Annotated in this window: 15 protein-coding genes; 9 read left to right on the top strand and 6 right to left on the bottom strand. The window is 69.6% G+C overall.

Annotated elements, in window-relative coordinates; genetic code table 11:
• The first annotated feature begins 408 nt into the window (after positions 1–408).
• From ETD85_RS28435 to ETD85_RS28425, 3 genes are all read left to right on the top strand, one after another.
• Complete coding sequence (locus ETD85_RS28435; protein WP_138692852.1) at positions 409–1,092, top strand: CPBP family intramembrane glutamic endopeptidase; 684 nt, start codon at positions 409–411, stop codon at positions 1,090–1,092.
• A gap of 412 nt (positions 1,093–1,504) precedes the next feature.
• Positions 1,505–1,729, top strand: coding sequence for a type II toxin-antitoxin system VapB family antitoxin (locus tag ETD85_RS28430; RefSeq protein WP_138692851.1), 225 nt, complete (start codon positions 1,505–1,507; stop codon positions 1,727–1,729).
• Positions 1,711–2,139: a PIN domain-containing protein gene (locus ETD85_RS28425; protein ID WP_138692850.1), complete on the top strand. Its 429-nt coding sequence runs from the start codon at positions 1,711–1,713 to the stop codon at positions 2,137–2,139. The genes ETD85_RS28430 and ETD85_RS28425 overlap by 19 nt, the downstream gene beginning before the upstream one ends.
• Before the next feature lie 176 nt (positions 2,140–2,315).
• On the opposite strand, the gene ETD85_RS28420 is transcribed toward ETD85_RS28425, so the two are convergent.
• Positions 2,316–3,035 (bottom strand): PIG-L deacetylase family protein, encoded by a 720-nt coding sequence (locus ETD85_RS28420; protein WP_138692849.1) that lies wholly within the window; start codon positions 3,033–3,035, stop codon positions 2,316–2,318.
• Between the two features lie 125 nt (positions 3,036–3,160).
• Here ETD85_RS28420 and pcrA point away from each other — a divergent pair, with 125 nt between their 5' ends.
• Entirely contained in the window at positions 3,161–5,383 is a 2,223-nt protein-coding gene (gene pcrA, locus ETD85_RS28415) for a DNA helicase PcrA (RefSeq protein ID WP_138692856.1), read from the top strand.
• A gap of 58 nt (positions 5,384–5,441) precedes the next feature.
• Here the strand turns inward: pcrA and ETD85_RS28410 are convergent, their stop codons facing one another.
• The 5 genes from ETD85_RS28410 to ETD85_RS28390 form a co-directional block, all read right to left on the bottom strand.
• A complete protein-coding gene (locus ETD85_RS28410; protein ID WP_206058662.1) occupies positions 5,442–6,326 on the bottom strand; it encodes an SAM-dependent methyltransferase in 885 nt (294 codons plus the stop codon).
• Positions 6,327–6,366: 40 nt separating this feature from the next.
• Entirely contained in the window at positions 6,367–6,960 is a 594-nt protein-coding gene (locus ETD85_RS28405) for a TetR/AcrR family transcriptional regulator (protein WP_138692848.1), read from the bottom strand.
• 354 nt (positions 6,961–7,314) lie between these two features.
• Positions 7,315–8,283 (bottom strand): L,D-transpeptidase, encoded by a 969-nt coding sequence (locus ETD85_RS28400; protein ID WP_138692847.1) that lies wholly within the window; start codon positions 8,281–8,283, stop codon positions 7,315–7,317.
• A gap of 148 nt (positions 8,284–8,431) precedes the next feature.
• The gene (locus ETD85_RS28395) at positions 8,432–9,064 is read right to left on the bottom strand and encodes a response regulator (RefSeq protein WP_138692846.1); all 633 of its coding nucleotides are present in this window, start codon (positions 9,062–9,064) and stop codon (positions 8,432–8,434) included.
• Positions 9,061–10,269 (bottom strand): ATP-binding protein, encoded by a 1,209-nt coding sequence (locus ETD85_RS28390; RefSeq protein WP_138692845.1) that lies wholly within the window; start codon positions 10,267–10,269, stop codon positions 9,061–9,063. The genes ETD85_RS28395 and ETD85_RS28390 overlap by 4 nt, the downstream gene beginning before the upstream one ends.
• Before the next feature lie 113 nt (positions 10,270–10,382).
• Here ETD85_RS28390 and ETD85_RS28385 point away from each other — a divergent pair, with 113 nt between their 5' ends.
• The 5 genes from ETD85_RS28385 to ETD85_RS28365 all read left to right on the top strand — a co-directional run bounded on the left by ETD85_RS28385 (position 10,383) and on the right by ETD85_RS28365 (position 16,034).
• Positions 10,383–12,029, top strand: coding sequence for a PspC domain-containing protein (locus ETD85_RS28385; RefSeq protein ID WP_170246879.1), 1,647 nt, complete (start codon positions 10,383–10,385; stop codon positions 12,027–12,029).
• Complete coding sequence (locus tag ETD85_RS28380) at positions 12,019–12,219, top strand: DUF4175 domain-containing protein (protein ID WP_138692843.1); 201 nt, start codon at positions 12,019–12,021, stop codon at positions 12,217–12,219. Before ETD85_RS28385 ends, ETD85_RS28380 begins: the two co-directional genes overlap by 11 nt.
• A gap of 70 nt (positions 12,220–12,289) precedes the next feature.
• Complete coding sequence (locus ETD85_RS28375; RefSeq protein ID WP_138692842.1) at positions 12,290–12,772, top strand: (2Fe-2S)-binding protein; 483 nt, start codon at positions 12,290–12,292, stop codon at positions 12,770–12,772.
• A complete protein-coding gene (locus ETD85_RS28370; protein ID WP_138692841.1) occupies positions 12,769–15,183 on the top strand; it encodes a xanthine dehydrogenase family protein molybdopterin-binding subunit in 2,415 nt (804 codons plus the stop codon). Before ETD85_RS28375 ends, ETD85_RS28370 begins: the two co-directional genes overlap by 4 nt.
• Positions 15,180–16,034, top strand: a complete 855-nt coding sequence (locus tag ETD85_RS28365; protein WP_138692840.1) for an FAD binding domain-containing protein — start codon at positions 15,180–15,182, stop codon at positions 16,032–16,034. The genes ETD85_RS28370 and ETD85_RS28365 overlap by 4 nt, the downstream gene beginning before the upstream one ends.
• The last annotated feature ends 43 nt before the right edge of the window (positions 16,035–16,077 follow it).

The following is a 16,077-nucleotide window of genomic DNA, read 5'->3' as shown; positions in this document are numbered from 1 at the left end:
GGCTTACGAGGTGTCTTAGGGTCTGGTGGGGTCGGTGATGTGTATAAGAGAAAGCCACCGAACCCACCCAGACGGGCCTCCGTCGGGCCCATGCCACTCCCAAGTCCGCCCGCGCCGCTCCCGGGCCGCCCGCCGGACCCGCCCCACGGTTGCGCCGTCTCGTCGGCGGAAGTGCCCGTTCGTGCGCCCCAGCGACAACGAGCGGGCCAGAGGGGCGGCTGGCGGCACGAGCCGTTTCGCGTCCCAGACCCCTGGGTCATCGGTATGCGCAGGTGCCGGATCACGTAGGCCGCACCGAAGACACGCGCACACCCACGAGCCCAAGTGCAGGGGAAGGCGGGCTCAGCGCCCCAACCGGGCGGGGCCGGAGGGGGTCGGCTTGGCCGGGTTGCGACGTAACCTGCAAGGGTGCTGCTCCGATCGATCGCCGTCCTCGCCGCCGCCAACGTCATGAACAACAAGGTCGCCCCCCGCCTCGGTCCGCTGACCTCTGCCGTCGCGACGGCCGCGCTGGTCGCGATGGCCCGTAAGTCCGGTTTGTCGTGGCAGGAGCTCGGCTTCGAGCACGGCCGCCGGGGCGCGGTCGCGGGAGGCGCGTTAGCGGCGGCGGTGGCAGCCGTGTACACCGCCGGCGTCGCGATGCCGCGCACCAGACCGCTGTTCCGCGACGAGCGCGCCCTGTCGCTCTCTCGTGCCCGCGTACTGGAGGAAGCCCTTCTCCAGGTGCCGATGGGGACGGTTCTGCTGGAGGAGGTGGGTTTCCGGGGCGCTTTGTACGCCATGCTGCGCAAGAGCCACGGCACGGTCGCCGCCACAGGGGTGTCCTCGGCGCTGTTCGGGCTCTGGCACATCCTGCCGTCCATCGACATGGCCCGCGCCAATCCGGCTCTCGGCGCCCTCACTGCGGGCGAGTCTCCCGGGCATCTGGACACCGCCCGGGTGGTGGCGGGGAGCGTGGTCTCGACGGCGGCGGCCGGAGTGCTGTTCTGCGAGCTGCGCCGGCGTGGCGGTCTCCTGACCCCCTCCATGCTGCACCTGGCCACCAACTCGTTCGGCTATCTCTTCGCCCGGATCGCCGCCAAGCGCAAGTAGCCCCCGCCGCGCCTGACGGCCATCGGCAGGGCTCTGAGCGTCTCGTCACGGCTCCGGGTGGAGCCTGCCCACCCTCTCCCATGGGGCGGGGCGGCGTGGAGTGGAGCGCGATGCGGACGAAGTCGCGCATGGGGTCCTCTCCCTGCCCAATGGGGATTTCCGCCGCAATGTGAGCCGAATTCACCTCCTCTCCCGCCTCACGAGTAGATCGTCGGCTCTCGCAGGATGAAGGTTTTCGCCTGCCGGATGAGAATCCTCACCCGAACGTGGATCGCCCCATGTCACCCGTCACCTGGCTGTTCTAGCGTCTCCGCGACGCTCTTCTCCGGGCGCCCCGTCCCGGAACGAAGGGGAGCGTGCATCAAGATCGCAAAAGCTCATAGGCGCTGGAAGGTAGGAAGGGTGGTGTTGCATGCGTACGGTCATCGACATCGACAAGGAGCTTCTGGAAGCGGCTCAACGGAAGCTCGGCACGCTGACAGTGGAGGAAACGGTTCGCTCCGCACTGCAGTCGACCGTCGACAGGGACGAGGAAAAGGCGAGCGCGATCGAGGCGTTCGAGTTCTGGCGGACGGAGGGGAGCCCGGATCTGCTGGATCCAGAAGCCGTGCAGCATGCGTGGCGACGACAGGACTGATGTATCTCCTCGACAAGAGCGCGCTGGGGCGCATCCGCACCAGCGACGTGGTCGCCAAGGCGCTCCATCCGCTCTATGCCGCGCGCGTCGTGGCGACGTGCAGTGTCATCGATCTCGAGCTGTTCTACAGCGCCAGGAACTTCCCGCACTACCAGCGCATCCTGCAGGCCCAGCGCCAGTGCATCCTGCTGCCGGTGGACCAGGAGGTGCAGGCTCGGGCGCTGGAGGTGCAGAAACAGCTCGTCGAGATCTCGCAGCACCGTGGGATCGGCACGAACGCGTTGCTGATCGCCGCCTGTGCCGAGGTGCGTGGGGCGACGATCCTGCACTACCACCGGGACTTCGACATCATTTCGGAGGTCACCGGGCAGCCGTCTCTCTGGGTGGTCCCGCCGGGGTCCGTGCCCTAGCGGCTGTCCGGGAAGACCGTGGTGACCGTCCGGGATGCGCTAACGGGAGACCGAGTGGCCGTCCGGGATGCGCGAACGAGAGACCGTAGTGGCCGTCCGGAGTCCGGACGGCAGGCTGTCGTGGTCGGATGGCGGGCCGGCGAGGGGCTCGGGTTGTGCCGTGGCGGGAAGCGAGGTCAGGCCGTGGAAACGACCTGGAAGCCTTCCGCGTAACGGCCCTCACCGAACCCGGCCTGCACCGCCCAGGCGGCGAAACGGCTCTTGACGAAGTCGGCGAATCCCTCGACATGGGACACCTGACTCGCATGCGACTGCAAGGCCGCGAGCTTGCGGTCCATGACCTCGGTGACATCCACGAAGTGGTTGGGGGTCGAGCCGCCGTTCAGCCACACCTCACGCACGGTCCACGCCTCCAGGCCCTCGTCCTTGATCAGCTCGGGAAACGCGTAGGGATTGCGGGCGTCCGGATAGACCGCGTCCAGGGTGGCGCCGCCCACGGCCCGGTGGTCGGGGTGACTAGGGGCGATGAACTGGTAGTTGCGATCCGGGTGATGGGTGATGACCAGGTCCGGCCTGACCTGGCGGATCACTCGGGCGATGGCGCGCCGCAGCTCCAGTGAGGGCACCACCTGGCCGTCGGAGTGGCCGAGGAAGCGCACGTCCGTGACGCCGACCGCCTTGGCCGCGGCCAGTTGCTCGGTCCTGCGGAGCTCGGCCATGCCGGAGTTGTCCAGCGTACGCTCGTTGCCACCCGCGTCACCGTCCGTGACCAGCAGGTACGTGACCTCCACACCCCGGTCGGCGAACAGCGCCACGCTTCCGGCCGAGCCGAAATCGGCGTCGTCCGGATGGGCTGTCACGACGAGCACCCGGTTGATCTCGGCTTCCGGCAGCATGATTCCCCTCTCTGGACCTTCCATGGAGGACAACCGGGACCCTGCCGAGGGCATTCCGGGCGCCGATTGTCGGTGGAGCGTCTTAACCTAGGTTCGTGCCGACCCAAGTCTCTGTTGACCACCCCTTGCTCGATGGCCTCAATCCGCAGCAGCGCGAGGCCGTGATCCATCACGGCAGTCCGCTGCTCATCGTGGCGGGGGCGGGATCGGGGAAGACGCGGGTGCTCACCCACCGCATCGCCTACCTGCTGGCCGAGCGGAAGGTGCATCCGGGCGAGATCCTGGCGATCACCTTCACCAACAAGGCCGCCCGCGAGATGAAGGAACGCATCGACAAGCTGGTCGGGCCGCGTTCCAAGGCGATGTGGGTGATGACGTTCCACAGCGCCTGCATGCGGATCCTGCGGCGGGAGGCCAAGCGGCTCGGGTTCCCCTCCAGCTTCTCGATCTACGACCAGGCCGACTCCCAGCGACTCATGGCCATGGTGTGCAGGGAGATGGAGCTCGACCCCAAGCGTTATCCGCCGCGCTCGTTCTCGGCTCAGGTCAGCAACTTCAAGAACGAGCTGATCGACTACGAGACCGCGATCGACCGGGCGGGCTCGCATCTGGAGAAGACGCTCGCGCAGGCGTACAAGGCCTATCAGCTCAAGCTGACCGAGGCCGGGGCGATGGACTTCGACGACATCATCATGAACACGGTGACGTTGTTCCAGCTCTTCCCCGAGGTCGCGGAGCACTACCGGATGCGCTTCAGGCATGTGCTGGTGGACGAATACCAGGACACCAACCACGCCCAATACATCCTCATCAGGGAGCTGGTCGGGCATCCCGAGCTGCGTACGGCCGACGGCGACGTGGTGCGCCCCGGGGCCGACCAGTCCGAGCTGTGCGTGGTGGGTGACGCCGACCAGTCGATCTACGCCTTCCGCGGCGCGACGATCCGCAACATCCTGGAGTTCGAGCGCGACTATCCCGACGCGCGCACGATCCTGCTGGAGCAGAACTACCGCTCGACCCAGAACATCCTGGCCGCCGCCAACGCCGTGATCTCGCGCAACGAGTCGCGCAAGCCGAAGAATCTCTGGTCCGATCAGGGTGACGGGCCGAAGCTGGTCGGATACGTCGCCGACAACGAGCACGACGAGGCCATGTTCGTGGCGCAGGAGGTCGATCGGCTCAGCGACGAGGAAGGCGTGAAGGCCGGCGAGGTGGCCGTCTTCTACCGGACCAACGCGGCCTCCCGCGTGTTCGAGGAGATCTTCATCAGGACCGGCCTCCCGTACAAAGTCGTCGGGGGCGTGCGCTTCTACGAGCGCAAGGAGGTCAAGGACCTGCTGGCCTACCTGCGCGTGCTCGCCAACCCGGCCGACGTGGTGTCGATGCGCCGCATACTCAACGTGCCCAAGCGCGGCATCGGCGACCGGGCCGAGGCGATGATCGAGGCGCTGTCGTCGCGCGAGCGCATCTCGTTCTGGGACGCGCTGCGCCGGGCCGACGAGGCCTACGGGATGGCCACGCGCTCGCTCAACGCCGTACGCGAGTTCGTCGCGCTCATCGAGGAGCTGATCGCCAAGGGCGCGGGCATGCCGCCGTCGGCACTGGCCGAGGAGGTGCTGGTGGCCACCGGCTACCGCGCCGAGCTGGAGGCCTCCGAGGATCCGCAGGACGAGTCCCGGCTGGAAAACCTCAACGAGCTCGTCTCCGTGGCCTCCGAGTTCGAGGAGGCCAATCCGGAGGGGACGCTGGTGGAGTTCCTGGAGCAGGTGTCGCTCGTGGCCGACGCCGACCAGATCCCCGACACCGACGGTGGCCAGGGGGTCGTCACGCTGATGACCCTGCACACCGCCAAGGGCCTGGAGTTCCCCGTCGTCTTCCTGACGGCCATGGAGGACGGCGTGTTCCCGCACATCCGGTCACTCGGGGAGCCGAAGGAGCTGGAGGAGGAGCGGCGGCTGGCCTACGTCGGGATCACGCGGGCGCAGAAGCGGCTCTACATCACCCGGGCGGCGGTGCGCAGCTCCTGGGGCGCGCCGTCGTTCAATCCGGCCTCGCGCTTCGTGAGCGAGGTGCCTGGGCAGCTCATCGACTGGCGTACCGACCCGGAGAAGTCCGCGTGGAGCGCGGCCACCTCGCGGGCTCCGGCCGCCCGGCCGGCGCCGGCGAAGAGCGGCGGGCGTACGGTGCCGACGTTGACGCCTGGCGATCGGGTCACGCATGACGCCTTCGGGCTGGGAACGGTGGTGTCCGTCGACGGGGTGGCGGAGAAGACCAAGGTCAAGATCGACTTCGGTAGTGGCGGGGAGAAGACGCTGCTGCTGGCTTACGCGCCGCTCGAAAAGCTCTGAGCCGCGCCTTTCCCTTGGCGCCGCCGGTTGTTCGGGCCTCCAGGTGGAGGCCCGAACGTCAGCGGCGCTCTGAGAGGCGGGCGGTGGCGAGCCAGCCGCGGCCCGCGTCCGTGCGGTCCGGGTCGAACGCGGGCGGCACCGGGCGCCGGTGATCGCGGGCGATGTCGGCGATGTCCCGCACCGTCGGATCCCATCCGCGCCGGGCCAGCCAGGGCTTGAGATCCTCCGAAGGGCCGCCCTGCCACAGGTCGCGCAGGTCGGGCGACACGCTCACGCGGGCGGTGCGGAGCAGCTCCGAGTCCTCCCCGTGGTCCATGGCCAGGACGCTGCCCGGAGCGGACAGGCTCGTGATGCGGTCGAGGAGGAGTGCGGCGGCTTCGGGCGGCAGGGCGTAGAGGATGCCCTCGGCCAGCCAGGCGGCGGGCCTGCGCCGGTCGAACCCGGCCTCCGCCAGCGTCTGCGGCCAGTCCTCGCGCAGGTCCGCGGGGACCGCGACGTGCCGGCACGTGGGCCGCGCCAACTGACCGGCAGGCGGGGTGGTGCGGCTGGCGATCACGGCTGCCTTGAACGCGAGTACGTCGGCGAAGTCCAGCTCGAAGACCGTGGTGCCCGGGGGCCAGGCGAGCCGGAAGGGGCGGCTGTCCATGCCGGAGGCCAGCAGCACGACCTGGTCGCACCCCTCCCGCACGGCCGCCAGGAGCGTGTCGTCGAGGAACCGGGTGCGGACGGCGACCTGATGGCCGATCGCGTGGAAGAAGCCGGCCGCCGAGCCGGTGCTCCAGGGGGAGCCTGCCGGGTGCGCGGCGTCAAGGAAGAGCTGGGCGTACGGGTCGTCGAACAGGCGGTCCTGGCGCAGGCTCTCCTGCGCGCGCAGGGCGGCGACGCCCAACGCGGTCGCCCCGATTCCGGACAGTTGGGCGGGTACGGGCGGTTCGCTGGTCACGATGGTGTGCTCCCCTTCGCCGATGTTTCCCAGATTTGCGCTATTTCGCGGCCATCAGGGCCCGCAGCCCGTTGCGGAACGCCGCCGGATCCGCGTTGCCGTACACCGCCCTGGATGTCAGGAACCCGTGCACGATGGCGATGAGCACCCCGGCCACCTCCTCGGCGGGCACGTCGGCGGGAAGCAGGCCGCGCCGCTGGTGCTCGGCCACCAACGCGCCGATCACCCGGCGCGCTTCCGCCATGACCTCGTTGAGCTTCGCGGACAGCTCGGGCGAGCGCAGCGCCTCCGACCAGACCTGGACGAGTAGCCGGGCCGACTCCTGCGAGGAGGCCAGCGGTGGCCGCTCCACCTGCAGCAGAAGGTCGACGATGCCGTCGAGGTCCGGCGGCTGCCGCGCGCCGTCCACCCGGAACGCCGCCGCCACCTCGCCGATGGCCTCCGACGCGATCGCGGCGATGATGTCGTCCTTGCCGTCGAAGTAGCGGTAGACGGCGCCTGCCGACAGGCCGGCCTCGGTCAGGACGTCCTGCATGGACGTGGCGTGGAAGCCGTTGCGGATGAAGCAGCGCCTGGCGGCGTCGAGGATCTGCCGGCGGCGGGCTTCGAGGTGCTCCTTGGGCATGCGGGCCATGGACCAGATAGTAAAACGAACATTCGTTCTCGACAAGGGGTGAAGTGAAGGAATGTTCGTTCTTTCAAGGGTTCGTACAGGCAGCCCGAGCGTGACGGGGCTGCCAGGGGAGGCCGGTGAGCGTCGCCCAGGAAGGTGGGCCACCCGGTGCGGCGGGTGGTGCCCACCGTGCGCAGCGGTAAAGCCTGGTGGGGGGTTTTGCTGGAACGGTGATGGAAGGCGCAGGATGGTCGGCGGCGGCGCGACGGGAGAAAGCGTCGCACCCGGGCTATGCGTTACAAGACGGCGCCGACACCACGCGATACAGGACCGCCGGCGCTACGCCGTACAGGGCGCAATACAGGACCGCCGGCGCTACAGGGCGCTGCCCTGCTTCCACTGGGTCCAGTTGAGCTGCCAGTAGCTCCAGCCGTTGCGCCAGTCCAGCTTGCGCTTCGTGCCGGTGATCTTGACGACGTCCCCGCGCTGCGCGATCCCGTAGAACCACTTGGCACCCGCCGGCGTGGCTCGCACGCAGCCGTGGCTCTGGTTCGAGCGGCCGAGATACTGGTAGTAGCCCGCGCTCTGGTGGACGTACTCGCCGCTGTCGGAGATGCGGACCGCCCAGGGGATCTCCTCCTTGTAGTAGCGGGGATCCTTGGGGTCCGTCACGCCCATCCACGACGAGGTCATGGTCTCCACGGCCTTCTTGCCCATCGTGAGGTGGACGCCGCTGGTGGTGAGGTAGACGTCCACGCCATTCCGCACGAAGCCGCCCTTGCCCGCGCTGATCGGGATCTTCTTCGCGATCTTGCCGTCGCGGTAGACCTTCATGACGTGGCTGCGGGTGTTGACCACGGAGATGTTCGACGTGCCGACGGCGAAGCGGCGCGACACGTCCTTGCCGGCGGTGTTCCCGGGAAGCTGCGACAGCCGCGCGGTGAACAGGACCTTCTGGTGCGGCTTCCAGTACGTCTTGGTGCGATAGATGACCTTGCGCTTCGACACCCAGCGCCAGGCGCCCTCGACCGGCCGGTCCGCCTGGACCTCCAGCAGCGCCTCCACGGCGGCCTTGTCTTTGACGTCGCGGTCGAACGTGACGATGATCGGGAACCCGACGCCCACCTTCTCGGTCTTCTCGCCCATCGGGGTGATGTCGGCGATCTCGAGCTTGGGCTTCGCCTGGGCCGTGACGGCGGTGCCGCCGGCGGCCCGGGTCGCCGCCGCCTTCGAGACAGCCGGCGAAGCAGGCTGCGAGACAGTGGCAGAGGGGCTTTCCGCCGCACAAGCCGACAAAGCGGCCAGCGCGACCAATACCGGTAGCATCCGGGGGACGCGTTTCAAGGGGATTACTCCTGGACTATGTGCTTACTCCTTACTGTGAGACAACTGAGACGGATGTTTCGTGAGCCAAAAGCCGATAACTATCCTGTAACGGTCCAAAACGCGCACAGTATCGGCGTGGCTGCCGGGGGTGAGACAGCCGGCGGGGTCAGACGAGCCGGCGGGCGGTCGCCCAGCGCGACAGCTCGTGCCGGTTGGAGAGCTGGAGCTTGCGCAGCACCGACGAGACGTGCGTCTCCACCGTCTTCACCGAGATGAACAGCTCCTTGGCGATCTCCTTGTACGCGTAACCGCGCGCGATCAGCCGCAGCACCTCGCGCTCGCGCTGGGTCAGCGAGTCGAGCTCCGGGTCGATCGACGGCGCCTCCGACGAGGCGAACGCGTCCAGCACGAACCCCGCCAGCCGCGGCGAGAAGACCGCGTCGCCGTCGGCCACCCGGCGGATGGCGTCCGTCAGCTCCTTGCCGCTGATGTTCTTGGTGACGTAGCCCCTGGCCCCGCCCCTGATCACGCCGATGACGTCCTCGGCGGCGTCGGAGACCGACAGCGCCAGGAACCGGACCTGGGAGCCGGAGCCGAGCACCCGGCGCAGCACCTCCTGGCCGCCGCCGCCCGGCATGTGCACGTCGAGCAGGACCACGTCGGGCTCCTTCTCGGCGATCGCCTTGACGGCCGTCTCCACGTCCTCGGCCTCGCCCACGACCTCGATGGAGTCGCCCAGCTCGGCGCGCACGCCGGAGCGGAACAGCCGGTGATCGTCGACGATCAGTACGCGCGTCATGCCTTCTCCACCTTCATGGTCAACATCACTTCCGTGCCCTCCCCAGGCTCGGTACGCACCCGGGCCGAGCCACCGTGACGTTCCATTCTCCCGATGATGGACTCCCTGATCCCCATCCTGTCGAGCGGCACCGCCTCGAGGTCGAACCCCTTGCCCCGATCCTTCACGAAAATCGTGACCTCTTCACCCTCTACTTCGGCGTAGACGGAAATGGACGGGCTCTCAGAGTATTTGGCCGCGTTGACCATCGCCTGCCTGGAGGCCTTCAACGTGGCCGCCAGCCGGCCCGCCGAGTCGAGATCGATGTCGCCCACGCAGACGACCTCGATGGGCACGCCGTGCGCGTCCTCCTCCTCGGCGGCGATCCTGCGTACGGCGGCCGCGAGCGTGGCGTCGGCGTCCTGGGCCGGCTGGTAGAGCCAGTTACGCAGGTCACGCTCCTGGGCGCGGGCCAGGCGGGTGACCTCGCGCTGGTCGTGGGCCACGCGCTGGATCAGCGTGAGCGTGTGCAGCACCGAGTCGTGCACCATGGCGGCCACCTCCGCCCGCTCCTCCTGCCTGATGCGCTCGCGCCGCTCCAGCTGCAGCTCTTTCCACAGGCCGGCGAGCCACGGCGCGGCGATGACCGCCAGGCCGCCGACCACCACGATGGTGAACAGCAGGCCCGGCCTGGCCTGGTCGAGCTCGCCCTGCGCGGCGAGGAACCCGGTCGCGCCGATGACGACGAGCACGATGCCGATCAACGTGCGTACGCGGTTCTTCCTGATGCTGCGCGACGCGCCGCTCACCCAGCTCTTGCGGCGGTCCGGGTCGGCCTGCTGCCAGAGGATCAGCGCGCCGATTCCGCCCACCGCGAACGGCAGCATGCCGATCCCGCCCTTGGAGGCTCCCGTGAGCCAGCCGAACGCGAACAGCGCCACCCCGATCGCGCTGAACGCGGCGAGCTGGCTCCAGTCCCGCTGCGGCGGCTGCCCCTCGTACGGCCGGCGCGGCGTGACCATCCACAGCACCGCGTACGCCACCACGCCGACTCCGTCGACCACGCTGAGCAGCACGAACATGAGCCTGATCACCACGGGATCAAGCGAGAGCTGCGCCGCCAGCCCTTGAGCCACGCCGCCCAGCAGGCGGCCCTCCATCGGGCGCTCCATGCGGCGATACGGCGCGTCGGCGCTGGGCTCGGCAAGTGTCTTCTGGTCAGCCATAACATGGCCATAGTCACATGTCGGGGACGCTTCGGGCATCAGGGAACAACCCCCGGGTCGGCTCAGGGGTGTCCCGGATGCGGGCACACCGCCCACAGGTCCACGATGGTTCCATGACAGAAGCTCCGCCCAGGGAACCGGCCGCTCCCCCGCGCGCGCTGCGCCGCAGCAGTGAGGGACGCTTCCTCATGGGAGTCTGCGCGGGCCTCGGGCGGCACACCGGCATCGACCCCGTGGTGTTCCGCGCGGGCTTCGCCGTGCTCCTGCTCGGCTCCGGCATCGGGCTGTTCGTCTACCTCGCGGCGTTCCTGCTGATGAAGGAGCCGAACGGCAAGCCGGGGATCATCGAGCAGTGGACGCGCCGCGACTTCGACGCCGAGGCCGTGATGGCGCTGCTGACCGCGGTGCTGGCGTTCGGCCTGGCGATCAACCTGGCGACCGTGTGGCTCGACACCGGGACGCTGGTGGTCGGCGTGTTCCTGGCGGTGTCGCTGCTGGCCGCGCATTCGAACGGGGTGGACCTGCTCGGGCTGGCCCGGTCGATGCCGGAGCGGCTCAGCAGGCGCAGGGACAGCGCGGAGCCGCCCGTGGCGTCGTACACGCGCGCCGCGCCCACGCCTCCCGTACGGCCCACACCGCCCGCGCCGCCCGCCGCACCCGACGTCAGGCCCGCGCCGGAGCCCAGCCTCGCCCGGTTCGACGCCCCCACGCCGGTGAGCGAAGGCGTGGCGAGGCCGGCGACCGCGGACGCCCCAGCCTCGATGGCCCACGGAGCCGTCCCGGAAGACTCCCGCGGCGACGAGCGGGCCGGAGAGCCGGTCATGGAGCCCGTCCAGAAGCCGGCCCCGATCCAGGAGCCCGTCCGGGGGCCGGCACCGCGGAGCGAGCCGGCCAGGGTCGACCGCCTCGACGAGGAGGAGGCGGCGCGAGCCGACGCGCTGACCGCGGAGCACGCGGTCCCGTCGCACCAGCCGCCCGCCTACCGCCCGCAGCCGAAGACGGCCGTCGACTACGCCGCCTACGGCGAGCCGTTCGCGCCGAACGGCCCCTACCAGCCACTCGACCCCGCCAGGCGCGCCGGTGGCTACTCGCCGTACGACCCCGCCTACTACTCCCGGCCGGCCCCCAGGGTCGAGCGGCCGCGGCGGCCGAGGTCGTTCATCGGCGTCATCGTCTTCCTGCTGGCATTCATCATTGGAGGGATCGTCGTGGCCGTCCAAGCCAGGTCGGCCGCCGGAGTGAGCCCGACCATCGTCGGCGGCGCCATGCTCATCACGATCGGCGCGGGCCTGCTCGTCGCCGCCTGGTGGGGACGCGGCGCGGGCCTGGTGGCCGCGGGCACCATGGTCGCGCTGATCGTGGCCGTGGGGCTGATGCTCGGCGGCCTGCCCAGGAACATCGGCGAGTCCGCCTGGGCCCCCTCCAGCGTCGCCGAGGCGAACAAGGTCTATGACGTCGGCGTCGGTGACGGACGGCTGGACCTGTCGGAGCTGGAGCTGGCGGCGGGATCGACGGTGACGTTCAACGCCTCGGTCTCGGTGGGCGAGCTGATCGTGATCGTGCCGCCGACGGCCCGGGTGGAGGTGCACGCCTCCAACAAGGTCGGCGACATCAAGATCGACCAGTCGATCAAGGGCGGCGTGGACATCCGGGCGAACAAGGTCCTGGCTCCCGAGATCGCGCCGGACGGCAAGGTCTCCACCATCGTGCTCCACCTCAGGGGCGGCATCGGCGACATGGAGGTGCGGCGTGCCGCGTGAGGTCGAGGCCCGCAGGACGCACAGGACGGACTGGATGGCCCTGCTCAGCGGGGTGCTGTTCATCGTTCTGGGCATTTTGATCGTGACACGCGCGATCACGGATTGGCTGGTCCTGGTCGGCGTCATGGTGCTGGGATTGGCGTTCGCAGGGCTGGTGGCGATCATCGCGCGGGTGGTTCGCGGTAAGTAACCCTTGACCGGGAAAAACACCGGCGTACGTTCGGAGTGTCCGCCTTTCCCCTGCTCCTGTGGGAGGACGCATGCCCCGAATCACCGTCACCGTCGACGGGATCAAGTACGAGGAGGACGTCGAGCCGCGACTCCTGCTCGTTCATCTACTACGAGAACGGCTGGGCAAGACCGGCACCCCTGTCGGCTGTGACACCAGCAACTGCGGCGCCTGCACCGTCATGCTCGACGGTAAGAGCGTGAAGAGCTGCTCCGTGCTCGCCGTGCAGGCCGACGGCTGCGACGTCGTCACCATCGAGGGCCTGGGCGCGAACGGGTCGATGCACCCGATGCAGCGGGCCTTCCACGAAGAGCACGCGCTGCAGTGCGGCTACTGCACCCCCGGCATGGTCATGGCCGCGATCGACCTGCTCAGAGACGATCCCGACCCGTCAGAGGAGACGATCAGGCACGGCCTGGAAGGCAACCTCTGCCGGTGCACCGGTTACTGCAACATCGTCCGCGCCGTACGCAGGGGCGCGCAAGAGATGGGTCAGGCGGTGAGCACGCCATGACCGAGCTGGACGCCGGCCAGGTCGCCGAGCAGATAGCGCAGAGCGACCAGATCAACGAGCCGGTGAGCGCGTCCGAGGTCGGCAGACCGCGGCGGCGCAAGGAAGACGCCCGGCTGCTGACCGGACGCACGCAGTGGACGGACAACATCTCCCGTCCCGGGACGCTGCACGTGATGTTCCTGCGCAGCCCGATGGCGCACGCCAGGATCGTCAGGGTCGATGTCTCGGCGGCCCGTGACCTTCCCGGGGTCGTGGCCGCGTTCAGCGGCGAGGATTTCGCGGCTGAGCAGGGCAGCCTGCCGTGCGCGTGGCCGGTGAGCGAGGACATCGTCATCCCCGAGCACCCGCCGATGGCGACCTCGGAGGTGCGTTACGTCGGTGAGGCCGTGGCCTGCGTGGTCGCGACCGACCGCTATCGCGCCGCGGACGCGCTCGACGCCATCGACGTCGAGTACGAGCAGCTGCCCGCCGTCCTCGACATGAATGAGGCACTGGCGGCGGACAGCCCGAAGGTGCACGAGGCCGGCAACCAGGCGTTCACCGCGAAGATCACCACAGGTGACATCGAGGCCGCGTTCAGGGACGCGGCCGTCGTCATCGACCGTACGTACGTGCAGCAGCGGCTCATCCCGAGCGCGATGGAGCCTCGGGCGGTGCTGGCGGACACCGACGGCGAGGCGTTCACGATCTGGTCGGCCACGCAGATCCCGCACGTGCTGCGGGTGATGCTCGCGGTCGTGACCGGCATCCCCGAGCACAAGCTCCGCGTGATCGCCCCCGACGTGGGCGGCGGGTTCGGCTCGAAGCTGCAGGTCACCGCGGAGGAAGTGCTCTGCCTCCTGCTCACCAGGAAGCTCGGCAGGCCGGTCAAGTGGACCGAGTCCCGCTCCGAGGGCAACCTGACCGTGCACCACGGCCGCGACCAGATCCAGCACATCAGGCTGGCCGCCGACGCCGACGGCCGCATCCGGGGCCTCCAGGTCAACCTGCTGGCCGACATGGGCGCCTATCTGATGCTGGTCACGCCGGGCGTCCCGATGCTGGGCGCGGCCATGTTCAACGCGATCTACAAGATGGACGCGTACGAGTTCGGCTGCGTGGGCGTGTTCACCACCAAGATGCCCACGGACGCCTACCGCGGCGCGGGCCGTCCCGAGGCGACGTTCGGCATCGAGCGGGTGATGGACGAGCTGGCCGCCGAGCTGCGCATGGACCCGGTGGAGGTGCGCAAGCGCAACTGGATCAAGCACGAGGAGTTCCCGTACACGACGATCTCCGGCCTGACCTACGACTCGGGCAACTACGAGGCGGCCACGGACAAGGCGCTCTCGCTGTTCGGCTACGACAAGCTGCGCGCCGAGCAGGCCGACCGGCGTGACCGGGGCGACCCGGTCCAGCTCGGGATCGGGGTGAGCACGTACACGGAGATGTGCGGCCTGGCCCCGTCCAGGATGCTCGGCGCGGCGAACTACGGCGCGGGCGGCTGGGAGCACGGCGCGGTGCGCATGCTGCCCACGGGCAAGGTCGAGGTCATCACCGGCACCTCGCCGCACGGGCAGGGTCACGTGACGTCGTGGAGCCAGATCGTGGCGGACGCGCTCGGCGTGCCGTTCGACGACATCACGGTGCTGCACGGCGACACGGCCGTCGCGCACAAGGGCATGGACACCTACGGCTCGCGCTCGCTGGTCGTCGGCGGCATGGCCGTGCTGAAGGCGTGCGACAAGGTCAAGGACAAGGCCCGCAAGCTGGCCGCGCACGTGCTGGAGTGCTCGCCCGACGACCTGGAGTTCGACGCCGGGGCGTTCAAGGTGCGCGGCACCGACTCGCAGAAGACCATCCAGGAGCTGGCCTACGCCGCGTTCACGGCGCACGACCTGCCCGACGGGGTGGAGGCGAGGCTCGACTCCGACGCCACGTTCGACCCGGAGAACTACTCCTTCCCGCACGGCACCCACCTGTGCGCGGTGGAGGTGGACACCGAGACCGGCATGGTGAAGATCCGCTCGTACGTGGCGGTGGACGACATCGGCAAGGTCATCAACCCGCTGATCGTCGAGGGCCAGATCCACGGCGGCATCGCACAGGGCATCGCGCAGGCGCTGTACGAGGAGGCCGTCTACGACACCGAAGGGAACCTGCTGACCACCACGATGGCCGACTACCTGCTGCCGTCGGCGGCGGACCTGCCCTCGATGACCCTCGACAGGACCGAGTCCCCCGCGACCAGCAACCCGCTGGGCGTCAAGGGCGTCGGGGAGGCGGGCACGATCGCGTCGACCCCGGCCGTCGTGAACGCCATCGTCGACGCCCTGCGCCCGCGCGGCGTCCAGGACGTCCAGATGCCGTGCACGCCCGAACGCGTCTGGCGGGCGCTGGCCGGGCAGGGCCAGGAAGGAGCGCGGCAATGATCCCCGCGCAGTTCGACTACGTGCGCCCGGAATCGCTGTCCGAAGCCTGCCAGGCGCTCGGCTCCGACGAGGACGCCAAGGTCCTGGCGGGCGGGCAGTCGCTGCTGCCCCTGCTGCGGCTGCGGCTGGCCTACCCGTCGAAGCTGGTCGACGTCGGCCGGCTGCCCGAGCTGAAGGGCGTGCACGACCGCGGCGACCACGTCTTCATCGGCGCGCTGACCACGCACGACGAGGTCCTGCGCTCCGGAGTGGTGACCGCCGACTGCCCGCTGGTGGCGATCGCCACCGCCACGGTGGCCGACCCGGCGATCCGGCACCGGGGCACGTTCGGCGGCTCGCTGGCCCACGCCGACCCGGCGGGCGACCTGCCCGCCGTGGTGCTGGCGCTGGACGGCGTGTTCGTGGCCAGGTCGGAGCAGGGCGAGCGGGAGATCCCGGCCGCCGACTTCTTCGTCGACTACTGGGAGTCGTCGCTGCGGCAGGGCGAGATCCTGGTCGGGGTGAAGATCCCGAAGCTGGGCCCGGGCTGGGGCTTCCACTACGAGAAGTTCCACCGGACCGCGCAGGCGTGGGCCATCGTCGGCGTGGCGGCGGCGGTCAAACGCTCCAACGGCTCGATCGCCGAGGCCAGGATCGGGCTGACGAACATGGCTTCGACGCCGCTGCGCGCCCGCGCGGCCGAGGCCGCTCTGCAGGGCTCTGAGCTGGGCGATCAGGTACGCCAGGCGTGCGAGGAGGCGGCCGCGGACACCTCGCCGGCGGCCGACCTGCACGCCCAGCCCGACTATCGCCGGCATCTGGCCAGGGTCCTGACCCACCGAGCGGTACGCACGGCGGCCGGATCTCCCTGACCGGTTCGGCGGGGGCGTCCTCTTCCGGGGCGCCCCCGCTCCG

The sequence above is a fragment of the Nonomuraea zeae genome (assembly GCF_005889725.1).
In the GTDB taxonomy this organism is placed as follows: Bacteria; Actinomycetota; Actinomycetes; order Streptosporangiales; family Streptosporangiaceae; genus Nonomuraea; species Nonomuraea zeae.
This window is presented reverse-complemented; position numbering and strand designations above follow the sequence as displayed.

Bases quoted from the DNA above. Each gene is read 5' to 3' on its own strand.
- ETD85_RS28385 (WP_170246879.1), top strand. From the start codon at position 10,383: ATGACAGAAGCTCCGCCCAGGGAACCGGCCGCTCCCCCGCGCGCGCTG.
- ETD85_RS28395 (WP_138692846.1), bottom strand. From the start codon at position 9,064: ATGACGCGCGTACTGATCGTCGACGATCACCGGCTGTTCCGCTCCGGC.
- ETD85_RS28430 (WP_138692851.1), top strand. From the start codon at position 1,505: ATGCGTACGGTCATCGACATCGACAAGGAGCTTCTGGAAGCGGCTCAA.
- ETD85_RS28390 (WP_138692845.1), bottom strand. From the start codon at position 10,269: ATGGCTGACCAGAAGACACTTGCCGAGCCCAGCGCCGACGCGCCGTAT.
- ETD85_RS28405 (WP_138692848.1), bottom strand. From the start codon at position 6,960: ATGGCCCGCATGCCCAAGGAGCACCTCGAAGCCCGCCGCCGGCAGATC.
- ETD85_RS28370 (WP_138692841.1), top strand. From the start codon at position 12,769: ATGACCGAGCTGGACGCCGGCCAGGTCGCCGAGCAGATAGCGCAGAGC.
- ETD85_RS28375 (WP_138692842.1), top strand. From the start codon at position 12,290: ATGCCCCGAATCACCGTCACCGTCGACGGGATCAAGTACGAGGAGGAC.
- ETD85_RS28365 (WP_138692840.1), top strand. From the start codon at position 15,180: ATGATCCCCGCGCAGTTCGACTACGTGCGCCCGGAATCGCTGTCCGAA.
- ETD85_RS28420 (WP_138692849.1), bottom strand. From the start codon at position 3,035: ATGCTGCCGGAAGCCGAGATCAACCGGGTGCTCGTCGTGACAGCCCAT.